The sequence below is a fragment of the Paenibacillus sp. J53TS2 genome (genome assembly GCF_018403305.1).
Taxonomy (GTDB): domain Bacteria; phylum Bacillota; class Bacilli; order Paenibacillales; family Paenibacillaceae; genus Fontibacillus; species Fontibacillus rhizolycopersici.
In genome coordinates this window covers 341548-367143 of record NZ_BOSK01000003.1, presented here as the reverse complement: position 1 = coordinate 367143, position 25596 = coordinate 341548, and the positions used below count along the sequence as shown (strand labels likewise).

Genomic DNA, 25596 nt, shown 5'->3' with positions numbered 1-25596 from the left:
TTTGGCGCGAAATAGCGGTGATCCATCACCTTATTTCGCGTAAACTTCGATTTTTTGGCGAAATAGCGCCACAAAATCACCTTATCTCCCCGTATTCCGCCTTCCAAAGGGATTCCGGGGCGAAATAAGACCAAAAAATCACCTTATTCCGGTGAAAACGGGCGTTCCGTCGGAAATAAGGTGATTTTTTACCGCTATTTATGTCCGGCCACGGCCACGGCCAAAAGCCCCTTAAGCCACGCTCAACAAATCAATCAAAGCGCGGAGTGCGCTGGTTGGTTGGGCGTTTTTGCGGTAGATGAGCTCGGTCTGCATATGGCGCATCGCTTCGGGGACCTCATGAATCCGCACGGTACCGTCCTGCGCCTGCTTCTCGGCGACGATCCGCGGCACCAGCGAGATGCCGAGGCCGGCCGAAACGCCGCCGAGGATCGCTTCCAGCGTGCCGAATTCCATTGCTCCCACGTAAGTTCGGCCGCGAGACTGCTGCATTTCTTCCAGCATTTCGCGGTAGGTACAGCCTCGGCTGTAGACAAGGCTTGGCTTCGTTAGGGCTTCGTCCAGGTTATCAATGCCCGGGGGAGAAATGACGACAACCTCCTCGTCGAACACGGGAATACGGGTCAACTCGTCATGATTGTAGCGGAAGTTGCCGAAGGCTACGTCTAGATCGTAATGGATCACCTTCTCCGCCAGGCGGTCGGAGAGATCGGTGGTCAGCGTTAATTCGACCTTTGGATGCATTTCGTAATACTTGCTCAGCAGCTTGGGCAGCCGAACGGCTGCCGTTGTTTGGGTCGAGCCGATCAGCAACGGACCGGTAGGCTCGCCGGAGAAGGAAAGCGCTGCTGCCGCTTCGTCCAGAAGGCCGACGATTTTATCGGCGTAATCCAGCAGCATTTTGCCGCTGGAGGTCAAGGTCATGCCTCGGTTATGGCGGTAGAACAGCCCCGTCCCCAGCTCAGTCTCCAGTTGTCTAATGCGAGCGGTCACATTGGACTGTACATAACCCAGCCGGTCGGCGGCTTTCGTGATGGAGCCTTCTCGGGCAACGGCTTGAAAAATGCGTAATTCTGCGCTTTCCATCGGGGGAGTCCTCCTTTTGTGCGGATATCACCAAAAATGATATCAACTATCTCTACCAATCATTATACATAATTTCAAACCTCCCTTACAATACAAACAAGAATGACACCATGGGAGGAAGAGCTACATGAGGACTTATATAAATATACAGGTTTGCTGCTGTTGACCACGTTCTTAATGGGGACGGCCTACCCCGTTGCTAAGCTGGGAATGGTGTATACGACCCCGCTTATGTTAATGGGACTCCGGTTCTTGTTTGCCGGGGGATTACTTGCCTTATTCAGCGCTAAAAAACCGCAACCCCAAGGAGTCAAGTCCTGGCGGCAGATCCTGCTGCTCGGTTTATTTCAATCGGTTGGGGTGATGGGATTCACCGCTTACAGCATGAGATGGATCACCTCCGGGGAGTCGGCGATTATCTCGAGTACCAGCCCGCTCATGCTGATCTTATGGGGTGCGTTGATGGGCACTGCTTATCGCGTGAGGCAATGGTTTGGCGTAGCGATCGGTTTTATCGGCGTGATGATCACCTTTGGGCTGCATTTGAGCTTGGACCCCGGCATGGTGTTTGCTTTTGCCGGAGCGGTTTGCTTTACCGTCGCCACGTTGCTCATCAATCGATTTGGCCCGGCGTTCGATAAAAGCGTGCTGGCCGCCTACCAAATGCTCGCAGGCGGCGTTATGCTGCTGACCCTCAGCATAATAGGGGAGAACCCCGTCTTTGATCTGAATGTTACGTCAGGGTTGGTGGTCGTTTGGATGGTTTTCTTCTGTTCCATCGTCCAATTTACGCTTTGGTTCTATTTGCTTAGCCATAGCGATCCGGGAAAAACGAGCTCGTTCCTGTTCCTCGTTCCGATCTTTAGCGTGCTTTGCAGCTGGCTGCTGCTTGGCGAGCACATCGATTGGTATGTATACGTTGGCGGAGCCTTGACCTGCGCGGGCGTATTCCTGGTGAACTGGCAGGCGAAACGCAGCCCGCAGATCCACGCGAAGGCAACGAGTCCATATTTGATGCAGGAGGAGATGTAAATATGGGTTACCTTAACAAGGTTGTTCTGGTTACCGGGGGCGGTACGGGAATCGGCAGAGCTACAGCCATGCTGCTGGCCGAACGCGGGGCGATCGTCGCCATCAACTACTCCCGTTCCGCGGTGGAGGCCGAGGAGACCGCGCAGGCCATTCGGCAATTCGGCGGCCGGGCGATGGCCATTCAGGCCGATGTATCCCGAAATGCCGAGGTCGTCTCCATGGTCGAACAGATCGTCAAGGCATTCGGGACGATCGATTACTTGGTCAACAATGCCAGCATCACCCGGTATATCGCCATGGAGGACTTGGATGCGGTCACGGAGGAGACATGGGACGATCTGTTCGCGGTCAACGTGAAAGGCATGTTCAACTGTGCACGGGCCGCCGCGCCGTATTTGAAGGCCGGGAAGGGAGCCATCGTCAACGTCGGCAGCATCGCAGGAATCACGGGGAAAGGCTCTTCGCTTCCGTATGCAGTATCGAAGGCCGCCGTCCATGGTTTGACGAAATCGCTGGCCCATGCCTTGGCGCCGGACATTCGCGTCACCGGCGTAGCCCCCGGAGCGGTAGACACGCGTTGGTGGGCAGGTAAGGAGGAGCAGATGCGTGCGCTCATTCGTCATCTGCCCTTGGACCGGATCTCCACACCGGAGGAAATTGCCGCACTCATCGCCGCTGTCCTGGAACAGCCCTCACTGACCGGGCAAATCGTTACCATCGATAACGGGCAAACGATGTAGAATAGGTTGTTCATAAAAAAAGCAGCTTTCAGGCCGAATGGGGAACCTGATCGCTGCTTCTTTTGTTATTCCTCTCGCACATCATACAGCACCCGGGCCAGGAGGTCCTGGCTATAGTTGCCGAAGTTCCTGCCGAAGATAGTCAACCCCCGCTTGTTGATCGGCTTGTCGGTGACGGCGATGCGAAACGTCAGCTCGCTTTTGTAATCAAGGTTGATCTGCTCCAGTGTGACGTCGGAGATGCGGCATCCGTCGATAAAGCTGCCCTCATTGTTGATCCGGATCAGCTTCAGCATGCCGTATTGGTTCAGATGCGGCGGCCACCAATCCGGGTTAAACGTGCCACGTGCATCGCCGAAATCTCCCGGACTCGTCCAGAAGCCAATTTCAACGCCGTTCAAATAGAAATAGATGTCGGATGGGTAGTTGTCGCAATATCCCGGGGCCTCCGAGCCAAGCTCCATCGAAAATTGAATTTCCCGAAAGGTCTGGTTCGGCTTGAGGTAGTTCGGAATGCGATATTCGAGGAAACCCTCGGACAACCAAATGATCTCCGAATCGATTCGCTGCGGATCGGCAAAGTAGCGAGGTTCGTCAAAATCGCCGATGATGCTGTCCTTTGTCGCGAGCCCGCAGGTTGGAGCAACCTGATAATTACTGTAGTGACCCACTTGAATTTCCACTTCATATAAATTGTCGACATCCTTGCTCCGCAGGTCGACCATCAGCTTGTCTTTGTTCAAATAACAAATCTTCTGGATGCCATGTTTGCCTACCGAAGTATTGATTTCGATCAAACCGCTCTCTTCGAGCTTCTTAATATGCATGGTAATGGCCCCGTTGCTTAAGCCTAGTTTGGTGGCCAGGTCGTTCAGATTTAAGGCTTGGTTCTTCGCCAGCAGTTCGAGGATTTGAATCCTGATCTCGGAGCTTAATGCTTTAAAAATGTCGATCCCGCTCATCAAATCCTTAATATAGATCATCGGATATTCGAACCTTCTTCCAATAGGATAATGGATTCTTTTATTTTAGAATATTATAAACTAACTCGGTCGTTTAATAAAGTATCAAATCAAAATATGTAAATATAGTTCAAAAAATAGTTTAATTTTGTAATAAATACGCAATTAACTTCATGTTAATCTAAACTTAATTTCATTGTTTTATTGAAAATTCATGTGAATTACAGCGATTTTCAGGTGTTGCAGGATGTTTTATCTCATTAATTTTATAAAAACATAAAACAGTTTAGATAAATATATTTACAACCTTAATTTCATATGTTATTTTATACCTGTAAACGTATTCATTCAAGGAAATTCGAAATGGTTTAGTATTTACTAAAACGGAAGGTGGTCAACATGTCATCAGCAGCACCGCGAGCAACGATGGTCGTAGACAAAGCCTTTAAGATTGCCGAAGTGGATCGGCGGATTTACGGCTCCTTCATTGAACATCTGGGCCGAGCGGTCTACGGAGGGATTTATGAGCCTTCGCATCCGGCGGCCGACCGATTGGGATTCCGTAACGACGTAAAGGAGCTGGTCAAACAGCTGAACGTTCCGATCATCCGGTATCCCGGCGGGAACTTCGTATCCGGGTACAACTGGGAGGATGGAGTCGGTCCGGTTGAAGCGAGACCTAAGCGCCTGGAGCTGGCTTGGAGAACGGTTGAGCCTAATTGGGTTGGGACAAACGAGTTTGCAAGCTGGGCTAAAGAGGTTGGCTCGGAAGTGATGATGGCGGTGAACCTGGGCACTCGCGGTGTTGACGCCGCCCGCAATTTACTGGAGTACTGCAACCATCCCGGCGGTAGCTATTGGAGCGAATTGCGCCGCAGCCATGGTTACGAGCAGCCGCACAAGATCAAAACCTGGTGCCTGGGCAACGAGATGGACGGCCCCTGGCAAATCGGTCAGAAGACGCCGCAGGAATACGGCCGCCTCGCTTACGAGACGGCGAAGGCGATGCGTTTGGTGGATCCCGATATCGAGCTTGTATCTTGCGGAAGCTCCAGTTCTTCGATGCCTTCGTTCCCTGAATGGGAAGCGGTGACGCTGGATCATACCTACGAGGTTGCTGACTACATATCTCTGCATCAATATTATGGCAACCGGGATAACGATAGCGCCGGATTCCTGGCTCGCTCGATGGATATGGACCATTTCATCCGGACGGTGATCGCCACCTGCGATTATGTCAAAGCGAAGAAACGCAGCTCCAAAACGATGTACCTCAGTTTCGACGAATGGAACGTCTGGTACCACTCCAACGATGCCGACGCCAAGCTTACGCCTTGGGGAATTGCTCCGCCTCAGCTGGAAGACGTCTACAATTTCGAGGACGCCTTGCTTGTAGGCAGCATGCTGATTACGTTCCTGCGTCATGCCGACCGGGTGAAAATGGCTTGCATGGCGCAACTGGTCAACGTCATCGCCCCGATCATGACAGAGAATGGCGGACGGTCCTGGAAGCAAACCATCTTTTACCCGTATATGCATGCCTCGGTTTTCGGACGGGGGGTCTCGCTTCAACCGGTTGTCAACTCGCCGGTATACGATGCCAAGGATTATACCGATGTCCCTTATCTGGACAGCGCTGTTGTATATAACGAAGCGGAAGAGACGCTTACGATTTTTGCAGTTAACCGCCATCTAGAGGAAGCCCTTGAGCTGGATTGCGACATCCGCGGGTTTGAAGGATACCGCCTGATCGAGCATCTCGTGCTGGAGCACGAGGATTTGAAGGCCGTAAATACGGCGGACCGGGAAGATGTTAAACCTCACGCCGCAGGGAGTGCGACATGCGATGACGGTTATGTCAAAGCGCGATTGGCCAAAGCTTCCTGGAACGTGATTCGTTTGGGTAAGCCAATAAACTAGCTAGCGAATCGGTGCTCCTCCAAGAGAAGCCGGTTTATCTCCCAATTGAACGATGACAACATGAGCTATGCACAACAGGTGAGCGCTTCTAAGGGTCATTGATTGACCAACGGGTTGACTAGAAGTGAGAGAAACAGACTGTAGATGGAGTGTGTAGATTTTATTTTGTCAGGGAGGGTCAAGGATGAAGAAAAAAGGATTCATAGTGCTCTTGATATTAACGATGGCTACCTGGTTATGGGGCTGCGGCAAGGCGTCGACGACGGCCGGAGGGGAAACCTCCGTGCTGGACGGCGGTGCTGGTGAAAGTGCGACAGAACTCTCTTATTGGACATTCGTAGAACTGCATGGACAGCATTTTGAAAAGATGTTGGAGAAGTGGAACGCCGCGAATCCGGATCGGCAAATTAAGCTGAACGTCACCGTGATGCCTTACGATGATATGCATAACAAATTATCGATTGCCGTGCAGACAGGCGTTGGCGCTCCGGATATCGCCGATATCGAGCTGGGCAAGTTCCCGGATTTCTTGGCCGGGACGCCGCAGTTGGTCGAATTGAACGACGTCATCGACCCGTACCGAGACACGATCGTCAAATCCAGAATCGACCTTTACAGCAAGGACGGTAAGAATTACGGCATTCCGACCCACGTCGGCGCTTCGGTCGCTTTTTACAATACGGAAATTTTGGAAGCGGCCGGGGTGGATTACAAGACGATCGTCACATGGGATGATTATAAAAAAGCCGGGATCCAAGTTTATGAGAAAACCGGGAAATACATGGGGACCGCCGATACGAGCGCAACGTGGCAAACTTCCCAGCTGCTGGCGCAGCAAGGGACGGACTTTACGGACGACGCCGGGAACCCGGTCGTCAATTCAGAAGCGATGGTCAAGGCGCTCACGTTGCTGAAAGACCTACAGGACAACAATGTCATCGCCACGATCGCCGGCGGGCAGCCGGATACGGAAGAAGCGTACGGGGAGTTTAACGCAGGGAACTATGCGACCGCTTTCATGCCGCTGTGGCAAATGTCGAGATACACGAACTATATGAAGGATTTATCCGGAAAGATCGCGATCGCACCGATCCCGGTCATCGAGAAAGGGATGCCGCGGTCGGTCGGCGGCGGAGGAACCGGAACCGTTGTGACCAAGACGGCGAAAGATGTTCAACTGGCGAAGGATTTCTTGGCTTTCGCTAAACTGTCGGAGGATGCCAATATTGAGATCTGGAATACGTTGGGTTTCGACCCGGTCAACATGGATGTATGGGAAATGAAGGACGTTACCCATAACCCGGATAACCAGTTCGTTCAATATTTCGTGAACAATCCATTTGACGTGCTGGCCGATATCAAGGACGAAATTCGACTCATCAAATCGACTTCGGCGTCGCCAACGATCAACAACGTACTCTGTACGGTCACGTTAAACGAAATATTTGAAGACGGCAAGGATATCAAGCAGGCTTTGGACGATGCGCAAGCACAAATCGAGCAGGAACTGAAGTAATCCCAAATCTGCAGAAATAAACAGCGAGCTACTCCATCCGGAGTAGCTCTGTTTAAAAAAAGGGGTAGGGCGATGGTCAAAAAATTCCTATACTCACAAAAAGTAGCACCTTACGTATTTATTTTTCCGTTTGTGCTCGTGTTCCTCATCTTTTGGGTGTATCCTCTGGCCAGCTCCTTCGGGATGAGCTTTCAGAAAGTGACCCTAGGGCAGGAAGCGGCGTGGATCGGAATGGACAATTACGAGAAATTGATGGGGGACGGTATTTTCCTCAAAGCGGTTGGTAACAGCGCCATCTATATGGTCTTGACTTTAGTGATTCTGATTCCGTTTCCGATGCTGTTTGCCGTATTGATCAACAACAAGTTCATGTGGGCCAGGGAGTTTTTCAAGTCCTCATTTTTCTTCCCGGCATTGACCTCGGTCGTGGTGGCCGGGACCATTTTTCGACTGATGTTCGGGGAGATGGAAGGTTCCTTGATCAATAGCTTCCTCGGGTTATTTGGCGTGGAGCCTATCAAGTTCCTGAAAGGGCAAACCACCGGCTTCATTGCTTTATTGGCCCTGGCGACCTGGCGATGGACCGGGGTGAACATGCTCTATTTCCTATCCGGACTTAAGAATATTCCTGACGAATATTACGAAGCTGCTTCGATCGATGGCGCCTCACCCATCCAGCGATTTATGAAGATCACGATGCCGCTGTTGAAGCCGACAACGATTTATGTTTTGACGATCAGTATTTATGCCGGCCTGGCGATGTTCATCGAAAGCATGATGCTCTGGAACGGCAACAATTCTCCGAAGAACATCGGGTTAACTATCGTTGGCTATTTATACCGCCAAGGGATCGAGAAGAACAACCTGGGGTATGCGGCTGCCGTCGGTATCGTACTTCTCGTCATTACGATGGTCATTAACCTCACGCAGCTGGCCTTTACCGGTATGTTTAAGAAGGAGGAGGAAGTATGACGAAATCAACCCGCGGCTTGCCGATCAAAATCGTCTTATTCCTGTTTTTTGCCTTCCTGTGCGTACTGATCCTTCTGCCATTTTACGCCGTAACGCTAGCTTCGTTTAAGCCTGGCGAGGATTTGATCCGGTACGGGCTCAATTTGCGGTTTGATCTGCCTGCCATGAGCTTTGATAACTTTGTTTACTTGTTCACAGGGAATCATTCCTATTTTATGTGGTTCTTCAACTCGCTGTTGCTGACAGTCATACAGGTGGTATTGACGCTGTTGGTCAGCGCTACAGTGGCGTACGGGTTTTCGGCTTATGAATTTAAGGGGAAAAACGTCCTGTTCGTCTGCGTGCTGCTGATCATGATGGTTCCGTTCGAAATTCTGCTGCTGCCGCTGTATACGTTGACCTACGATATCGGGCTGATGAATTCCTACTCGGCCATCATACTGCCGGGGATCGCCAGCGCAGCGACCATCTTCTTCTTCAGACAATATCTGCGAGGAATTCCCCGGGAAATTATCGCGGCCGGCCGCGTTGACGGGGCAAGTGAGTACGGGATCTACGTGCGGCTGATCCTGCCGATCATGAAGCCTTCTTTTGCGGCGATGGCAATCCTGAACGGCATGAACAGCTGGAATAATTTCCTGTGGCCGTTTATGGTCCTGAGCGATGCGAACAAATATACGTTGCCGATCGGGTTAAAGACGCTGCTAACCCCTTACGGCAACAACTATGATTTGCTGATAGTAGGTTCGTTTTTCTCCATCATTCCGATTTTTATCTTGTTCGTCGCTTTCCAAAAATACTTTATCGATGGGATGACAGCGGGAGCAGTCAAAGGCTAGAACGGAAATAATGCCCGAGAAGCAGGCCGGCGAGAAATCCAAATAATAGAAGGAGAAGGAGAAACCGAGATGAGTCACAAGCAGGAGTATCTGAATCCGATCGTGGAGCAGCGGGCGGATCCGTGGGTTTACAAGCATCAGGACGGTTATTATTACTTTACGGCTTCGGTTCCCGAGTACGACCGGATCGAAATCCGCCGATCGACGACGCTGCAAGGATTGGGGGAGGCCGAGCCGGTCGTGGCCTGGCGTAAATATGAATCCGGTCCGTTGAGCGCCAACATCTGGGCGCCGGAACTCCATTTCATCGAAGGGAAATGGTATATCTATTTTGCCGCGGCGCGAACGACCGAGACGAACGAGGGGTTATTTGATCACCGGATGTACGTGCTGGAGAACCCTTCAGCCAATCCGCTCGAAGGTATATGGCAAGAGAAAGGCCAGGTTCGCACGTCATGGGAGTCGTTTGCGCTGGATGCAACGATGTTCGAGCATCAGGGGGAACGTTATTACGTTTGGGCACAGAAGGACCCGAAGATTGAAGGCAACTCCAATCTCTACATCTCCCGAATGAGCAATCCTTGGACGCTGATTGGAGAACAAGTCATGATCTCTTCGCCCGAATTCGACTGGGAAACCATCGGTTTTAAAGTAAACGAAGGACCGGCGGTACTAAAACGGAATGGGCGTATTTTCATCAGCTATTCGGCTAGTGCCACCAACCATCATTATTGTATGGGTTTGCTCTCCGCCGATGCATCTGCAAACTTGCTGGACTCCGGCTCCTGGATGAAATCGCCGATCCCGGTGTTCGTCTCCAATGAGGCTGCCGGTCAGTTCGGACCGGGACACAACAGCTTTACCGTCTCGGAAGACGGGCGCGACGTGTTGGTCTATCATGCCCGCAATTACAGGGAGATCGTTGGCGATCCGCTGTATGACCCGAACCGGCATACGCGGGCTCAGTTTCTGGAATGGAACGAAGATGGTACGCCGAATTTCGGTGTGCCGGTGCCGGACTCTTCCCTTAAGGGGAATTAGGGCAAATCAGTTGAACCCAAGTCCTTGCGGCGGGTTTGATCCGTTCAGGAAAAAGGCTGCTCTAGGCTCATCCAACGATGAGAAGGAGCAGCTTTTTCGTTCCTTTGCATCAAAATAGTGCAACAAGTCAACAGAATAATGTTTGTGGATGAAGCAAAAATTGAAATATAATAAATTGTAAACGCTTTATTAATCTTACTAACTGGAAGAACGAAACTTTTTTTCCGGTCGGAGGAATGCCTAATGATTAAAGTGCTTATTGTTGACGACGAACCCAAGCTCAGAGAAGGCCTACGTACGTTCATCGATTGGGAAGCCTGTGGCTACGAAGTTGTGGATACAGCGGCGAACGGGAACGAAGCACTGGATAAATTTCAACGATATCAACCCGACCTGGTGGTGGCTGACATCCGTATGCCTGGTATGGACGGGTTGCAATTGATCGAAAAGCTCCGAATGCAGGATCCGCTCCTGCATATTTTGATACTTAGCGGGTACGCGGACTTTAGTTACGCTAAGAAGGCGATGACCCAGCGTGTGGACGGTTATTTGCTGAAGCCGGTGGATGAGGATGAACTGAAGGATTATCTCTGGAAGATCAAGCTGACGGTCGATGAGGAGAGGGCCTCCCAGCAGTGGAAGCACGTCACGACCGAATGGAACCGGGAAGCACTGATACAGTCCGTGCTGACCGGTGAAGAAGATGACGATCCTGCTCCGCTATGCGAGCGGGCCAGTGAAGTCGGCATCAGCGGTAAGGTGTATCAAGTCCTGTTGCTTAGCGCGCAAACGGAAGGGGACGTCGAGGCCCAAGGCAATGCACTGGTCCGCAAAGCGCTGGCTCGGCTGTTCGAGGAACCCGGCCGCGGTTGGGTGTTCGCCATTCACGCCAAGATTGGAGTCCTGATTAAAGAACCGCTTTTATCGGTTGAACTCGGGGGGATCTATCGCGAGCTCACGGCTGAATTGGCCGGCACGGGGATCCGTTTCTCTGTGGCACTTGGCGGGAAGGTCGGTTGCTTGACGGAAATTCGGGAATCCTATCGGACAGCGTGCGAACTGGTTCGGCATCATTTTTTTCTAGATCAGGGAACCGTTTTGACCCCGGAAGACAAGCGATCCGGAAGGGCTGCTGACGCAGGGGATTTGTCGACCGAAGAACTGGGGGAACAGCTCTTTTATGCGGTAGACATCGGCAATCAGGATGCCGTGAAATCTTTGCTGCGCCAACTGGGCGAAGCGTATATGACGGATGGCGCGATGGAGAATGAAATCAAGAACCGTTACGTTGAGCTGTTGACGACGATATACAGCAAGGCGCTGAAGCAGTCGCCGGAGCTGCAAAGCCGCGGCAAGGAGTTTTCAGACGGTTTTTCCAAGATCCAAAAGGCCTATTCCATTCTGGAATTAAACGGGCAGGCAGAGGTTCTACTGCAGCAGATCATGAATCAACTCGGTGAAGACGGGAAACACCGCGAAGTCAAAATTATGCTAGACCTCATTCACCGGAACTACAGCGATAATCTCAAACTGGAGACACTCTCCGGTATTTTTAACTATAACAGCGCTTATTTAGGCAAGTTGTTCAAGAATACGACGGGCGAATATTTCAACACGTATCTGGATAAAGTGCGGATTGAGAAAGCAAAGAGTTACCTGGAGGAAGGCTTGAAGGTATACCAGGTGGCTGAAAAGGTCGGATATACGAACGTCGATTATTTTCATAGCAAATTCCGCAAGTATGTCGGGACTTCCCCTTCTGCCTACCGAAAGCAGACCAACCATGCTTGAGGCTTCTCTGGGCCGTTCCTCTCTCGTTAGGGGGTCGGAGGATGTAGGTCATCCGCTTTCTTCTGACCATTATCCCGTTGCATCAGGGAGTGGAGAAAGAGGTACTGAAACGTACGAGTGAAAAAAATGTAATAAAAGCGACCATTCTCGTTCGCTGATTAACCCGTAAGTTCAGCAGTCAATTAAGCCGCTGCTGCAATGGACGGGTTTTTTTGGTGTTCTATTAGCTGGCGGTACGGGATCGCCGGAATGGACACGCACATCTGAAGCAGTTTCTGGCGCATCGTCTCTTCAGAATCAGACATGCGCAGGCGGCGGCGTACAGTATACTCATTCAGATACGTCTGCAAATGCCCTATCCCCAAGGCAACATACGTATTTTTGAGAGAATCCCAAGCTGCTCTTATTTCTTTTCGCAAGGGCCAATACAGCCGATAAGCCAACGGGAACGACTGGATACTAGAGGTATGGACATCGACCTGCTTATTGATGAACGCGGCGAGATCGTGCCGGTTAGCCCGTTGTCCGCCACCCCTTTTATGCGATATCAGCTGAATCTTCACCCGCTCCAGCTCGCCGGACTCCGTTACCGTGCATCCGGCGACGACCGCGGTGGCATAAGGTTGAGAGGCTGGATGAAACCGCAACGGATCGTTCGCATACTGATCGCAGTTCACCTTCACCTCTCCGCAGAGCAGCTCCTGGGCATCGCATTCGCCGAGAGTATGGCGGATTTTGTGCAGCATGAGCCATGCGGTCTTGTAGGTAACCCGGATCACCTGACTCAACCGCAGCGCCGAGATGCCATCGGGAAGCAGGAATAATTCCATAGTTTGAAACCATTTCACCAAAGGCAGATGGGTTCTTTCAAATATGGTTCCCACCAAGGGCGAGGCTTGATAGCCGCATCTACCGCATTCAAACAAAGGAAGGCGGCGGGAGGATAGACGGGCGCACTCGGTATAGGCGCATCGCGGGCAGACGAAGCCATTGGGCCACTTCATAGCGATGATCGCAGCAATGCAGTCCGCTTCACTTTGAAAACGGGGGTTGATAGATTGAAGCTCCGTATTCGCATCTAATTCCAATGTACGATCCCTCCAACTCAAGATATGCGCACATACGTTCTCTTTTCCTTATTATACCAAACACACGTTCTGTTTTCAAGGAAAAAATCCCAGAAAATGATCTTGTTTTTAAACTCCTCCCCGATACCCCTAATTCTGAATGAAAGGGATAATCGTTGAGAGTAGGGGTGAGGTACCTATGGGGCCGTGTGGTCGATGCGATATTTTTATATGAAAAGATGACTAATATTCCGTGTATCGCAGGGGATGAATGGCGGGCTATGATAGGGTTGGTAAACCACGCGGGAACAAGCAGGGCATAACTTTTAAGCGCTTACAACGAAATTTTAGAGTATGGGAGCGAGGTAATCGTATGACGAACAGCACGTACCAATATCCTTATCAAAACCCCGATTTGCCACTGGCGCAGCGGGTGGATGACTTGGTTTCCCGATTCACACTGGAAGAGAAAGTTGAGCTGATGTGCCAGTTTCAAACCGAGGTGCCGCGGCTCGGCGTCAAACCATACAAACACGGTACGGAAGGGGCCCATGGCGTAGCTTGGCTAGGGGAAGCGACGTCTTTTCCGCAAAATACAGGGCTGGCCTGTACCTGGAATCCCGAGCTGATGCGTCAAATCGGCTCTGTGATCGGCGATGAGGCACGCGTGTATTTTCAGCGGAACCCGGCGGTTAACGGCTTGACGATCTGGGCGCCAACCGTTGATATGGAAAGGGACCCGCGGTGGGGGCGGACGGAGGAGGCCTATGGCGAAGATCCGCACCTCACGGGGGCGTTGACGACCGAGCTGGTGAAAGGCCTGCAAGGCGATCATCCGTTTTATTATAAAGCCGTAGCGACGTTGAAGCATTTTTACGGGAACAACAATGAAGTGGACCGCGGCAGCGATTCGGTGAGCATCGATCCGCGAAACAAGCGAGAGTATTACTTGAAAGCGTTTGAACGCACGTTCCGGGAAGGCCGGGCCGGGTCAATGATGACGGCTTATAACGGGATTAACGGTACGCCTTGCAACCTCAATCATGAAGTAAACGACATCGTTAAAGGCGAATGGGAGATGGACGGGTTTGTCGTTGGCGATGCCGGCGACGTGATGGGGACGGTGATGGATCACCGTTACTTGGAATCTTACGCGGAAGCGGTGGCTGGGAGCATAAAGGCAGGCATCGACAGCATGACGGATGATCAACCGATCATGTTCCAGGCGCTGCGAAATGCGTTGGATCAAGGCTTGCTGGCCGAGTCGGACCTAGACCGCGCCTTGCGCAACGCCTTCCGCGTCCGGTTCCGGCTGGGCGAGTTCGATCCGGAGGAGCGAAATCCGTACAGCCGCGTCCCGGAGGACAAACTGTGCGCACCGGAGCATGCGGCCTTGTCGTTGGCGGCGACTCGGGAATCGATTGTGCTATTGAAGAATGAAGGCTTACTGCCCCTGCCGCAAACGTTAAGTTCGGTGGCCGTTGTCGGGCCGCTGGCGGATGAAGCGATTACGGACTGGTACAGCGGCACGCCGCCTTACCGTGTAACTCCGTTGCAAGGCCTAAAGGAGAAAATGGGAGACCGTCCCGTCCTGTTCGGAACGGGCATGGACCGGATTCGCTTGCGCTCCTCGGTGAGCGGCAAATATGTCCGGATCGCGTCTGGTGAAGGGGCGGAAGCATTTCTGGCAGCTACCAGCGAGAACGCGGCCGATGCGGCGGTATTTGAGCGGGGCGATTGGGGCTGGGGCTCGAGCACGCTACGTTTGGTGGATACCGGCAAATTTGTGACCGAGACCGATTCGGGTCTGCTGACGGCAACGGCGAACGAAGCCAGCGGCTGGTTCGTGAAGGAAGTATTCGACTTTAGCCCCGCATCGGACGGCCAGATCGAGATGAAGGCATGGAACGGGCGGCCCATCGTCCTGAACGAGCGCGGCGGGTTGATCGCGGTTGGCGAGAACGTTTTTGATAATGCCATTAAGGTCGACAGCCGTCTGCCAGGGGAAAAATGGGTTGTGGAAATCGTAGAGAATGGGATCGAGAAGGCTGTCCATGCGGCCAAATCAGCGGAGACGGCGATTGTCGTCGTGGGTAACAACCCGTTCATTAATGCGAAGGAAACGATTGACCGCGCTGACATTGTACTGCCTCCAGCGCAGCAAGTGCTGATTCAAGCGGTACGGGCAACGAATCCGAATACCGTGGTCGTCATTGTCGGCAGCTATCCGTTTGCAGTCAATTGGGAGAATGAGCATGTGCCGTCGATTCTGTTTACCTCCCATGCTGCCCAAGAGCTTGGACATGCCGTAACCGACGTGTTGTTCGGCGACTATAATCCGGCGGGACGCCTCAATATGACCTGGTACCAATCGGTGAACCAGCTACCGGAATTGAAGGATTACGACATTATGAAAGGAAAGCGGACTTATCAATATTTTGACGGAGAAGTCCTTTACCCATTTGGTCATGGGCTTAGCTATACAACGTTTGAATATAGCGGACTGACGCTGGATCGGACGACGGTTGGTCAGGACGGTGAAGTTCAGATCGCATTTGAAGTGCGGAACTCCGGAGATGTGGCCGGGGATGAAGTGCCGCAGCTATACGTACGGATCGGGCAGTCTCGGGTGCCGCGTCCACTCAAGGCGTTGAAGGGTTTTACTCGCCTGCATCTTCAGCCGGGAGAAGCGAAACGGGTTACATTTACGCTGAAGGCGGATGAGCTGGCGTTCTGGGATGTGACTCGGGATCGGTATTGCGTGGAGGCGGGCGAAGTGACGGTCATGGTTGGATCTTCCTCGGAGGTCATTGCCTTGATGGCAACACTTCAGGTGGAAGGTGAAACCGTGCCGCCGCGTTCACTGCTCGAACCGGTGCGTGCGGTCAACTACGATGATTACGAGCAGGTCTTCCTGGATGAGTGCCGCGAGGGCGGCGAAAGCATCCGGTTAAAATCCGAGCGTGGATGGATTGCTTTCCGCGATGTCGATTTCGGAGAAGGAGCCTCCCGGTTCGAAGCTCGGGTATCGGGGAATTTGAAGGGCGGCGAAATCGCGGTGACCCTGGATTCCACGGATGGCGAGGCTGTGGTCAACTGCAAGCTTCTGCCGACCGGCGGACGCCAGGCCTGGACGACGGTAACTGCCGAAGCCGCAACCGGCTTGTCGGGCCGGCATGATGTGTATCTGCATCTGCAAGGGGAAGTGCAAATCAGCTGGTTCAAGTTATGTTAGAAGGATTAATCGCCGGATGTCTCCGGTTCTTTTGAGCCAAACTATAAAAAACGACAAATTAGCTGGGACTAATTCCAGCTAATTTGTCGCATCAAGAACGCGAACTAATCGAAATCTTCCCGGCACTTGCTGTGCTCACCGAACAGCTACACCCCCACCGGCGCCAGCAGCCGTTTGCGGAATTCCGAAGGCGAGCAGTTCATCGTCTTGCGGAATACCCGGATAAAATAGCTGATGTTGTCAAAGCCAACTTCCAGTGCAATATCGGAGATTTTGCGCTCCGGCTCGCGCAGCAGCTCGGCGGCCTGGCGAATTCGGTAGGAATTGATGTAATCCATCGGTGTCTGGCGGGTCATCGATTTAAAGAAGCGGCAGAACTGGCCCTCGCTCATTGGGATCAGTGCCGCCAGTTCCGCAAGCCGGATGGGATGACCGTAGTTCTGCTGGATATGCTGGATAACGGTCTTGAGCCTGTCGATCTTGGACGATTCGCTGCGGCTGCTGCCATAGGATCGGTTGACGGCCCGGCCTGTCGCTGCGGTTTCCGCCAGCATCAAGTATAGATGTCCTTTCACGGCGCCTTCATAGCCGGGCGATTCAGTGCTGCAACTGCGCATCATGGCTACAATATGCTCTAGTAAGGCAAGGCTTGCCGCTTCCTCTCGCTGAATATGGCGAGGGAACGTCGCTTTTCGTTCTTGCAGCGGCAGGACAAGGTTCTCCTGAACCGCGTCGTAATGGGCGCTGGCCAACAGCTGCGTATCGAAGACGAGGGAGAAGAACGCGCAGCCTTGCTCGCCGTGCGCATGCGCGGCGTGAATGTCTCCGCCATCGATAAACACCGCTTCCCCGGCCCGGACCGGGAAGTAGTCGGTATCGACTTGAAAGAGGGTTTCGCCTTCGAGGCAGTAGAAAAACTCAGCCTCGTCGTGCCAATGGCAGTCAATGACGTGTTCCCCGGGACCGTAGCGATACCAGTAAGTGCCGAACGGAAGGCGTTCATTGCCGTGACTTTTGCTCTCCTTCAGGGAGCGGCGGAGCGCTTGATCCATGCCTCTTCACCTCGTCAAAATAGTGTTATATTTTCGCTTGATAATGTTAGTTTATTGTTCGTTGTATCAGTATAATGCAAGTATAGAACGTTTTCATTTGAAAAACAATGTGACGAAAGGCGGGTTTTCCCAAATGAAGTTTACCGATGGCAACTGGCTGATTCGCGACGAATTTACGCTCTCCACCGCGGTGCAGGCCTATGATTTCCAGGTTCAGGACCATACCTTGATCGCCTCCGCATCGACAACACCGATCCGCGGCCGCGGCGACATGATCAATACCACCTTACTGACGATGCAATTCCATTCTCCACTGCCGGGAGTCATTGGCGTAAAGCTGATTCATTTTGCCGGTACGGTCGACCATGGTCCGCATTTTGAGCTCGCGAAGGGCGGCGACCATGCCGAGATCACCGAGAACGAACAATACGCCGAACTGAAGAGCGGCAGCCTTAGCGTCCGTATCAACAAAGGCCCGCAATGGTCCGTCGATTTCTATCGCGGTAGCGAGCGGATTACCGGCAGCGGCTCCAAATCGATGGCGCACATCACCGAAACGGGCGGCAACACCTATATGCGTGAGGAGCTTGACCTTCGCGTCGGCGAATGGGTATACGGACTAGGCGAACGCTTCACCTCGTTCCTCAAGAACGGGCAAGTCGTCGATATCTGGAACAAGGACGGCGGCACGAGTTCCGAGCAGTCCTACAAGAATATTCCTTTCTACGTCACCAATAAAGGGTATGGCGTACTGGTTAACGATCCGGGGGCGGTTTCCTTCGAAGTCGCGTCGGAAAAGGTGAAAAAAGTGCAATTCAGCGTCCCCGGCGAATCGCTTGAATATTTCGTGATCGATGGACCGGAGCCGAAGGACGTACTGAACAAATATACCGATTTGACCGGCAAGCCATCGCTGCCGCCGGCATGGAGCTTTGGCCTGTGGCTGACGACCTCGTTTACGACCGATTACGATGAAGCTACCGTGAATTCCTTCGTGGACGGCATGGCCGAGCGCGACTTGCCGTTGCATGTATTCCACTTCGATTGCTTCTGGATGCGCGAATTCCACTGGACAGACTTTAAATGGGACGAGCGCGTATTCCCGGATCCGGTAGGAATGCTGAAGCGCCTGAAGGAAAAAGGCCTGAAAATCTGCGTATGGATCAACCCGTATATTGGTCAGCGTTCCCGTTTGTTTGAAGAAGGCAAGAAGAACGGCTATCTAGTGAAAAAAGCGAATGGCGACGTGTGGCAATGGAACTTGTGGCAGCCAGGCATGGCTCTTGTGGATTTTACAAATCCGGAGGCTTGCGAATGGTTCGCCGGGTACTTGCGTGAACTGGTCGACATGGGCGTCGATTGCTTCAAAACCGACTTCGGCGAACGGATTCCGACGGATGTCGTATACCACGACGGCTCCGATCCGGTGAAAATGCACAACTACTACACGTACCTGTACAATAAAGTCGTCTTCGAAGTGCTTGAAGAGAAGTTGGGCAAAAATGAAGCCGCCTTGTTCGCTCGTTCCGCGACCGTCGGCGGTCAGAAGTTCCCGGTTCACTGGGGCGGCGACTGCTACGCCGATTATGAATCGATGGCGGAAAGCCTTCGCGGCGGCCTATCGCTGGGCCTCGCCGGCTTTGGCTTCTGGAGCCACGATATCGGCGGCTTCGAAAATACGGCACCGGTGCATGTGTTCAAACGCTGGCTGGCCTTCGGCTTGCTGTCGAGTCATAGCCGCTTGCACGGAAGCAGCTCGTACCGCGTACCTTGGGCTTATGACGACGAGGCCGTGGACGTAACCCGGTTCTTCACCAAGTTAAAATGCCGGTTGATGCCGTATATGTTTGACACCGCCGTGCAGGCGACGCAGCAAGGCGTGCCGACGATGCGGGCGATGTTCCTCGAATTCCCAGAGGATCCGGCTTGCGATACGTTGGACCGTCAATATATGCTAGGCGACTCGTTGCTCGTTGCGCCGGTATTCAGCGAAAAGGGCGACGTCTCGTACTACTTGCCGGAAGGCCAATGGACCCACTTGCTGTCCGGACAGACGGTAGAAGGCGGCAAATGGCGCAAAGAGAAATACGATTTCTTCAGCCTGCCGCTGTTTGTTCGCCCGAATTCGATTTTGGCGACGGGAGCGAATGATGTTCGTCCGGATTATGATTATGCGGACAAAGTGGAGCTCGGCTTGTACGCGATCAAGGACGGCGCAACGTTGTCTCGAACGGTTCGCAATGCGAAAGGCGATGCCGAACTCAACGTTACCGTCGTTCGCAGCGGAAAGCTCGTGAAATTGACGGCCGAAGGCGCTGGCAAACCGTTCTTCGTCACGCTGCATGGCATGGACGAAGCGGCTGCGGTGCAAGGCGCGGTGTTGGCAAGTAACGGCGCGGTGGAAGTGGCTTCCTTCAGCGGCAAAACCGAACTGCAAATCACTTTGAAATAATTGGTCCTGGACCTTGGCCGCTAGGTAATTTAATATGTGACAGGCATCCCTGGCGTAAGGGTAAGTGTCAGGGATGCCGAAATATCCCCTTTTCCCCTTAAAGAAGGGGATATTTCCATTTTAATGAGGGGGGATCTGATTGTTGGGTAAACTGGTCCGCATCACCAACAACCTGAGATTGAAGCATAAGTTGCTCATTTCCTATATTGTCGTGGTTATGATCCCCATCCTTATCGTAGGGGTCGCTGTAACCGCTTACTTTCGCAACCAAGCGATGGAACGTGCGATCGCGCAGACCACCAACAACGTCGAGAAAGTAAAGACCCGGACCGCCACGATGCTCCGCGTGCCGACCGATATTTCTGATTTTTTTATGCTCGATGAGGGACTGGAGAAGATAGTGGACACCCGGTATCCCAGTGTGTTGGAGCTCACGAAGGCATACCTCGATTATGATGATTTCCGCAACTACGACAGGACTTACCGTGAGGTTTCCGGGATTCGTTTCTATTATGACAATCCAACCTTGATCAACAACTTGGAGCTAATCCCGATGAACGAAGAGATCGAGGACATGTATTGGTACAAGCAGGCGATGAAAAGCAAAGACATCGGGTGGTTCTACATCAACGATAATCAGGAAGTCCCGGTGAAGCGGCTTAGCTTGGTTCGGCAAATTTCATTTGAAGGAACCCGAAAAAGCGGCGTCCTCATGGTCATCATGAACCAGGAGGAACTCAACCGGATGCTGCAGCAGGAGCCTTTTGAGACGCTGATCACCGATGATTTGGGATACGTTGTGGCGGCCAAAAATCCGTCGTTCGTCGGCAAGACGCTGGAGGATCTTGATTATGGCATCGATTTGCGGACGCAGCAAAAAGGAACCATTAAAGTAGCTATCCAAGGCGTACCGTCTTATCTCGTGATTGATACCTTGACGCCGGAATCCAGCATGAACGGCTTGAAATTCATTTCGGTGTTTGCAACAGAACCGATCGTAAAGGACGCGAATACGGTAAGCCTTATTGGACTTTGGATCATTATCCTCGTATTGCTGATCGCACTGATCTTTGTATATATCGTTTCGTTCTTGACCACAAACCGGATGCTGCGGCTAAGCCGCCATTTGAACCGGTTGGCACTGGGGGATTTTCACGTTGTATCACGGATCGACGGCAACGACGAAATCGGACAGCTGTCACGGCAGTTTAACTATATGGTGGAAAGTATCCGCCAACTGATGGATCAAGTTGTGGAGAAAACCGAACAAAACAATGCCTTGGAGCTTGCGCAGCGGGAGATCAAGCTAAAGATGATGGCCAGCCAGATCAATCCGCATTTTCTGTTTAATGCGCTGGAGTCTATTCGCATGAATGCCCATATGAAGGGAGATAAAGAAATCGCCAACGTGGTCCGGCTGCTAGGAAAGATGATGCGTAAGAACCTGGAAGTCGGCAGGGAGAGCATCCCGCTGAAGGAAGAGTTGGATATGGTCAGCTCTTATCTGGAAGTCCAGAAGTTTCGTTACGAGGAACGCTTAAGCTATACCTTATCGATCGATCCTGAAGTCAGCGCCATCCGGGTACCGCCGCTGATTATCCAGCCACTGGTCGAGAATGCCGTTGTCCACGGGGTCGAGGATAAGGAAGAAGGCGTGCATGTCGAGGTGAACATTGAAAGGGACAAGGAACAGGTCCGGGTAACGGTACGTGATAACGGGATGGGGATGACGACGGAACGCCTTCGTGAGGTGACGAGCTTTATATCGGGTACCAAAGAGCCGGAGCAGAAGCGGATCGGACTGCGAAATGTCCATCAAAGACTCGTATTGTCCTATGGGGAAGAGCATGGATTGCGTATCGTCAGTGAGTATGGCATCGGCACGGAATTTACCTTTACGATTCCGACCGGAGGGAATCTCTAATTATTATATGGTTTTGTTCGAAATCTCTCGGGTATTTCGCCGCCCCCCCTTGTTTTATCATTAAGCTATAGCAGACGAGGGGGGAGAAAAGAGATGGAAACGCTGTCAACTCAGCCCGAAACCAGAAATGTAAGCGCAACCCCTAAGCCGCCGAAAAAGCGGAAGACCGGTATCTGGCGGAGCATTTTACAGCAGAAATACTTGTACTTAATGTCCATGCCATTCGTCATCTGGTTGTTTGTTTTCAACTATTTGCCGGTCTGGGGATGGACGATGGCTTTCCAAAATTATAAGCCGTCAAAATCCTTCTCCGAGCAGAAATGGGTAGGATTTAAAAACTTTGTGGACCTGTTCCAGGATGAACGGTTCTACCTGGTACTTCGCAATACGCTGGCCATGAGTATAATGGGCCTGATCGCGGGATTTGTGATTCCAATCACCTTTGCGGTGCTGCTCAACGAGCTGCGCGGCAAATACTTCAAGCGAACGGTGCAAACCGTATCCTACCTGCCGCACTTTGTGTCCTGGGTTGTTGTCGGGGGGATCATTACGAAAATGCTCTCGATCGACGGCGGGATTGTCAACGAGCTTCTGGTGTCGTTGCACATCATTAACGAGCCGATTCAATTTATGGCCCAGGGGAAATGGTTTTGGGGAATTGTAACCGCTTCCGATGTCTGGAAGGAAACTGGTTGGAACGCCATCATTTATTTAGCGGCGATCACCGGTATTGATAAAGAGCTTTACGAGGCGGCCCGGGTCGATGGGGCCGGACGCTTCCGGCAAATCTGGAACATTACGCTTCCGGGGATCCGGACAACGATTTCGGTGCTGCTGATTATGTCGATCGGCCATTTGATCGGCATCGGGTTCGAGAAGCAGTTCCAGCTCAGCAACTCGCTGGTTACCGACTATTCCGAAGTACTGGATTTATATGCGCTGAACTACGGGATAAATATCAGCCGCTTCTCTTACGGTACGGCAATCAGTATGTTCACTTCGGTGGTCAGCATTATCCTGCTGCTTACCGCCAACGGAATTATGAAGAAAACAACCAAAGAAAGCATCATGTAGGGGGAGGGAGACGACGATGGCAAGTTCAAGCAAAGCCTTCAACGATACACGGGGCGATAAAATCTTCAATATCTGTAATTTCATTCTTATGAGCGTTATTTTGATCATCACGTTGTACCCTTTCCTGAACGTGCTTGCGATCTCCCTGAATGATTCCACGGACACGGTAAGAGGCGGCATTTACCTCTGGCCTCGGGAATTCACCTTGGAGAATTATAAGACGATCTTTAATTACTCCAGCCTGATTACGGGATTCAAAATTACGATTTACCGGACGGTGCTCGGAACCGTGCTCGGGTTGATCAGCGCCTCGATGCTGGCGTATACGCTAAGCCGGCCTGATTTCAAATCCCGGAAGTTCGTCTCCACGTTTCTGGCGCTTACGATGTACTTCTCCGGCGGGTTGGTTCCAACCTATATGCTGATGCGCCATCTGGATTTGATCGGCACGTTCTGGATTTACATCCTCCCGGGAATTGTCAGCGCATTTAACGTTTTCATCATCCGTTCCTTTATCGACGGATTGCCGTATGCGCTGCAAGAATCCGCCAAGCTGGACGGGGCCAACGACTTTACGATTTACTATAAAGTCATCCTGCCGCTCTGCAAGCCCGTTCTGGCAACGATCGCCTTATTCCTGGCGGTAGGCCAGTGGAACTCCTGGTTCGACACCTATCTTTACAACGGGAACAAAGCGCATTTAACGACCTTGCAATACGAGTTGATGAAAATTCTGCAAAGCACAAACCAAGGTGCAAGAATGACCAATGCCAACGATATGGCCAATATGATGGCTCAGGTATCTCCCGAGTCCATTAAGATGGCGATCACGATTGTCGTTACGGTACCGATTTTGATCATCTATCCGTTCTTGCAACGTTATTTCGTAGACGGTATGACGCTGGGCGCGGTAAAGGCTTAATCAATAAGCTTTTGACTTCGCTTCCGCCGCAGATTCACTGGCGGCGGGGCTGCCTCAAGCGGACGATCTTTCTTGTCAGCCAATAATGAAAGCCCTTTCTCGTTCCGGAACGCCGGGCAGAAGGGGAGCAGGTCTCGGTATCAGCAGGCAAAGCCTGTTATACAATATAGGTTTTATCAAGACTACGAGGGGGAAAGTAGAAATGAAATGGAGAAGCCCTAAAGCTTTTGCAGCGATTTTGCTCGCGAGTACGATGTTGGTAGCGGGGTGCGGAAGTAACGGAAACAATGCAGCCAATAACGGAAATGCAGGCAACACCGGAAACGCAGGAACCAATGCGGAAGCGGCAGCCGATACAAGCCCGATTACCTTTACCTTCTTCGGCGCTGACGCTAGCCCGAACTGGAACAACATGCAAGACGATGTGGGCAAAGTGATTACCGAAAAAACCGGCGTTTCGATCGATGCCGAGTTTGACGTAGGTGCCGGCGGCGGCGAGAACAAAATCGCCCTGATGGCAGCGAGCGGCGATGTACCTGATTTGATTTTTGCCAAAGGCGAATTGAGCAAACTGGTCGATGCCGGACTGATCGTCGATATGGCCCCATTGATTGAAGAGCATGCGCCAAACCTGAAGAAAATGTTCAGTGAAAACATGAATCGTCTGAAATATAGCAATGATGATCAAGCGATCTATTCGTTGTTTACAAACGGCGGCGTGGACCAACAATATTTTGACGCCGGCGGCGGATTTGAAATTCAACAACGCGTTCTGAAGGAGCTTGGTTATCCGAAGGTTCGTACGGTACAGGACTTTGAAAATGTACTGAAGCAATACGTGGAGAAAAACCCGACGACGGACGGTCAGCCGACGATTCCGTTGACGCTGAGCGCCGACGACTGGAGAATCATGATTACGGTAACGAACCCGGCGTTCCTGACAACCGGCGCTCCGGATGATGGCGAATACTACGTCAATCCGGAAACATACGAAGCTCAATTGCACTACAAACGCCCGGAAGAGAAAGAATACTTCCGTTGGCTGAATCACATGTACAATGAAGGTCTGTTGGACAAAGATACGTTCGTTCAAAAAGAAGACCAATACAAAGCGAAAATCGCCAGCGGCCGCGTGCTTGGTCTGATTGACCAAGAGTGGGGCTATCAGGATGCAGAAAACGCACTGAAAACCGCAGGCAAAGATGAATACACCTACGCACACTTCCCGGTAACCTTGTCGGAAGACTACGAAGACCATTCCTTCCAGCAAGCGGGGGTTGATGGTTACGGTATCAGTATCACGACAGCATGTAAAGATCCGGTGCGTGCAATCAAGTTCATTGACTGGTTATCCTCCGACGAAGGCCAAGTGCTGAGAAACTGGGGGGTCGAAGGCAAACACTATACCGTTGAAAATGGTCAACGTGTTGTTCCAGCCGACGTTCAAGATCGCAAAGTGAATGACAGCACGAACTTTACGAAGGAATCCGGCATCAGCCTTTATCGCACCTTTGGTGCTAACTATGGCGACGGCGTAAAAGATCCTTCGGGCAATTACTATACCACGAACTTCCCGGATCAAATCGTAGCAGGTTATACGGAAGCTGAGAAAGAAACACTGAAAGCTTACAACGCAACGACTTGGAAAGACTTGTTCCCTGGTGAAGATGCATTCCCTGCGAAGGATTGGGGCGCTCTGTACAACATGCCTACTCCAACAGACGGCGATTACCAAGTGATTTTCCAAAAAACGCAGGATATCGTCCGCAAACGGATTCCGGAAGCGGTTCTGGCGAAAGCAGCCGACTTCGACAAAGTGTATGACGCATTCCTTGCCGAGCTGGATAAAGCGGGTGCTAAGGAAATGGAAGCCGAATATACGGAACTGGTTAAGAAAAGAGTCGAGTTGTTTACCGGCAAGAAATTGTAATCATCGTATATCGTCTGACGATCTAAATAAGGTTGTGAAAA

The 25596-nt window shown here is 51.8% G+C and carries 18 protein-coding genes; 14 read left to right on the top strand and 4 right to left on the bottom strand.

Going from position 1 to position 25596, the window contains the following annotated elements:
* Positions 1–231 precede the first annotated feature (231 nt).
* Complete coding sequence (locus tag KJS42_RS09525) at positions 232–1086, bottom strand: LysR family transcriptional regulator (RefSeq protein WP_193416452.1); 855 nt, start codon at positions 1084–1086, stop codon at positions 232–234.
* A 102-nt stretch (positions 1087–1188) separates the two neighbouring features.
* Between KJS42_RS09525 and KJS42_RS09520 the strand changes: the two genes are divergently transcribed.
* Together KJS42_RS09520 and KJS42_RS09515 are read left to right on the top strand one after the other, a co-directional pair.
* Positions 1189–2118 (top strand): DMT family transporter, encoded by a 930-nt coding sequence (locus tag KJS42_RS09520; RefSeq protein ID WP_213622685.1) that lies wholly within the window; start codon positions 1189–1191, stop codon positions 2116–2118.
* A gap of 2 nt (positions 2119–2120) precedes the next feature.
* Positions 2121–2858: an SDR family NAD(P)-dependent oxidoreductase gene (locus KJS42_RS09515; protein WP_213622684.1), complete on the top strand. Its 738-nt coding sequence runs from the start codon at positions 2121–2123 to the stop codon at positions 2856–2858.
* 65 nt (positions 2859–2923) lie between these two features.
* Here KJS42_RS09515 and KJS42_RS09510 read toward each other — a convergent pair whose 3' ends face one another.
* The gene (locus KJS42_RS09510) at positions 2924–3841 is read right to left on the bottom strand and encodes an ArsR/SmtB family transcription factor (protein ID WP_213622683.1); all 918 of its coding nucleotides are present in this window, start codon (positions 3839–3841) and stop codon (positions 2924–2926) included.
* 378 nt (positions 3842–4219) lie between these two features.
* Here KJS42_RS09510 and arfA point away from each other — a divergent pair, with 378 nt between their 5' ends.
* From arfA to KJS42_RS09480, 6 genes are all read left to right on the top strand, one after another.
* On the top strand, positions 4220–5740 hold the full coding sequence (gene arfA / locus KJS42_RS09505; RefSeq protein WP_213622682.1) for an arabinosylfuranosidase ArfA: 1521 nt from the start codon (positions 4220–4222) through the stop codon (positions 5738–5740).
* Positions 5741–5924: 184 nt separating this feature from the next.
* Positions 5925–7256: an ABC transporter substrate-binding protein gene (locus KJS42_RS09500; RefSeq protein ID WP_155605688.1), complete on the top strand. Its 1332-nt coding sequence runs from the start codon at positions 5925–5927 to the stop codon at positions 7254–7256.
* A 72-nt stretch (positions 7257–7328) separates the two neighbouring features.
* A complete protein-coding gene (locus KJS42_RS09495; protein ID WP_193416447.1) occupies positions 7329–8228 on the top strand; it encodes a carbohydrate ABC transporter permease in 900 nt (299 codons plus the stop codon).
* Entirely contained in the window at positions 8225–9067 is an 843-nt protein-coding gene (locus KJS42_RS09490) for a carbohydrate ABC transporter permease (protein WP_155605686.1), read from the top strand. The genes KJS42_RS09495 and KJS42_RS09490 overlap by 4 nt, the downstream gene beginning before the upstream one ends.
* Positions 9068–9136: 69 nt before the next feature.
* Entirely contained in the window at positions 9137–10108 is a 972-nt protein-coding gene (locus tag KJS42_RS09485; protein WP_213622681.1) for a glycoside hydrolase family 43 protein, read from the top strand.
* Between the two features lie 243 nt (positions 10109–10351).
* Positions 10352–11899 (top strand): response regulator transcription factor, encoded by a 1548-nt coding sequence (locus KJS42_RS09480; protein WP_193416445.1) that lies wholly within the window; start codon positions 10352–10354, stop codon positions 11897–11899.
* 182 nt (positions 11900–12081) lie between these two features.
* Here KJS42_RS09480 and KJS42_RS09475 read toward each other — a convergent pair whose 3' ends face one another.
* Positions 12082–12987 carry a transposase gene (locus tag KJS42_RS09475; RefSeq protein WP_213622680.1) on the bottom strand — a complete coding sequence of 302 codons (906 nt, stop codon included), beginning with the start codon at positions 12985–12987 and terminating at the stop codon, positions 12082–12084.
* Positions 12988–13339: 352 nt separating this feature from the next.
* Here KJS42_RS09475 and KJS42_RS09470 point away from each other — a divergent pair, with 352 nt between their 5' ends.
* Positions 13340–16201 (top strand): glycoside hydrolase family 3 protein, encoded by a 2862-nt coding sequence (locus KJS42_RS09470; RefSeq protein ID WP_213622679.1) that lies wholly within the window; start codon positions 13340–13342, stop codon positions 16199–16201.
* A 146-nt stretch (positions 16202–16347) separates the two neighbouring features.
* On the opposite strand, the gene KJS42_RS09465 is transcribed toward KJS42_RS09470, so the two are convergent.
* A complete protein-coding gene (locus KJS42_RS09465; RefSeq protein ID WP_155605681.1) occupies positions 16348–17253 on the bottom strand; it encodes an AraC family transcriptional regulator in 906 nt (301 codons plus the stop codon).
* A gap of 133 nt (positions 17254–17386) precedes the next feature.
* On the opposite strand from KJS42_RS09465, the gene yicI reads away from it, so the two are divergent.
* The 5 genes from yicI to KJS42_RS09440 all read left to right on the top strand — a co-directional run bounded on the left by yicI (position 17387) and on the right by KJS42_RS09440 (position 25555).
* Positions 17387–19705 carry an alpha-xylosidase gene (gene yicI, locus KJS42_RS09460; RefSeq protein WP_193416442.1) on the top strand — a complete coding sequence of 773 codons (2319 nt, stop codon included), beginning with the start codon at positions 17387–17389 and terminating at the stop codon, positions 19703–19705.
* Positions 19706–19844: 139 nt separating this feature from the next.
* Positions 19845–21629: a sensor histidine kinase gene (locus KJS42_RS09455; protein ID WP_213622678.1), complete on the top strand. Its 1785-nt coding sequence runs from the start codon at positions 19845–19847 to the stop codon at positions 21627–21629.
* Positions 21630–21722: 93 nt separating this feature from the next.
* On the top strand, positions 21723–22703 hold the full coding sequence (locus tag KJS42_RS09450; RefSeq protein WP_155605678.1) for an ABC transporter permease: 981 nt from the start codon (positions 21723–21725) through the stop codon (positions 22701–22703).
* 16 nt (positions 22704–22719) lie between these two features.
* Positions 22720–23625, top strand: coding sequence for a carbohydrate ABC transporter permease (locus KJS42_RS09445; RefSeq protein ID WP_155605677.1), 906 nt, complete (start codon positions 22720–22722; stop codon positions 23623–23625).
* 202 nt (positions 23626–23827) lie between these two features.
* Positions 23828–25555 (top strand): ABC transporter substrate-binding protein, encoded by a 1728-nt coding sequence (locus tag KJS42_RS09440; protein ID WP_193416440.1) that lies wholly within the window; start codon positions 23828–23830, stop codon positions 25553–25555.
* Positions 25556–25596: the final 41 nt, after the last annotated feature.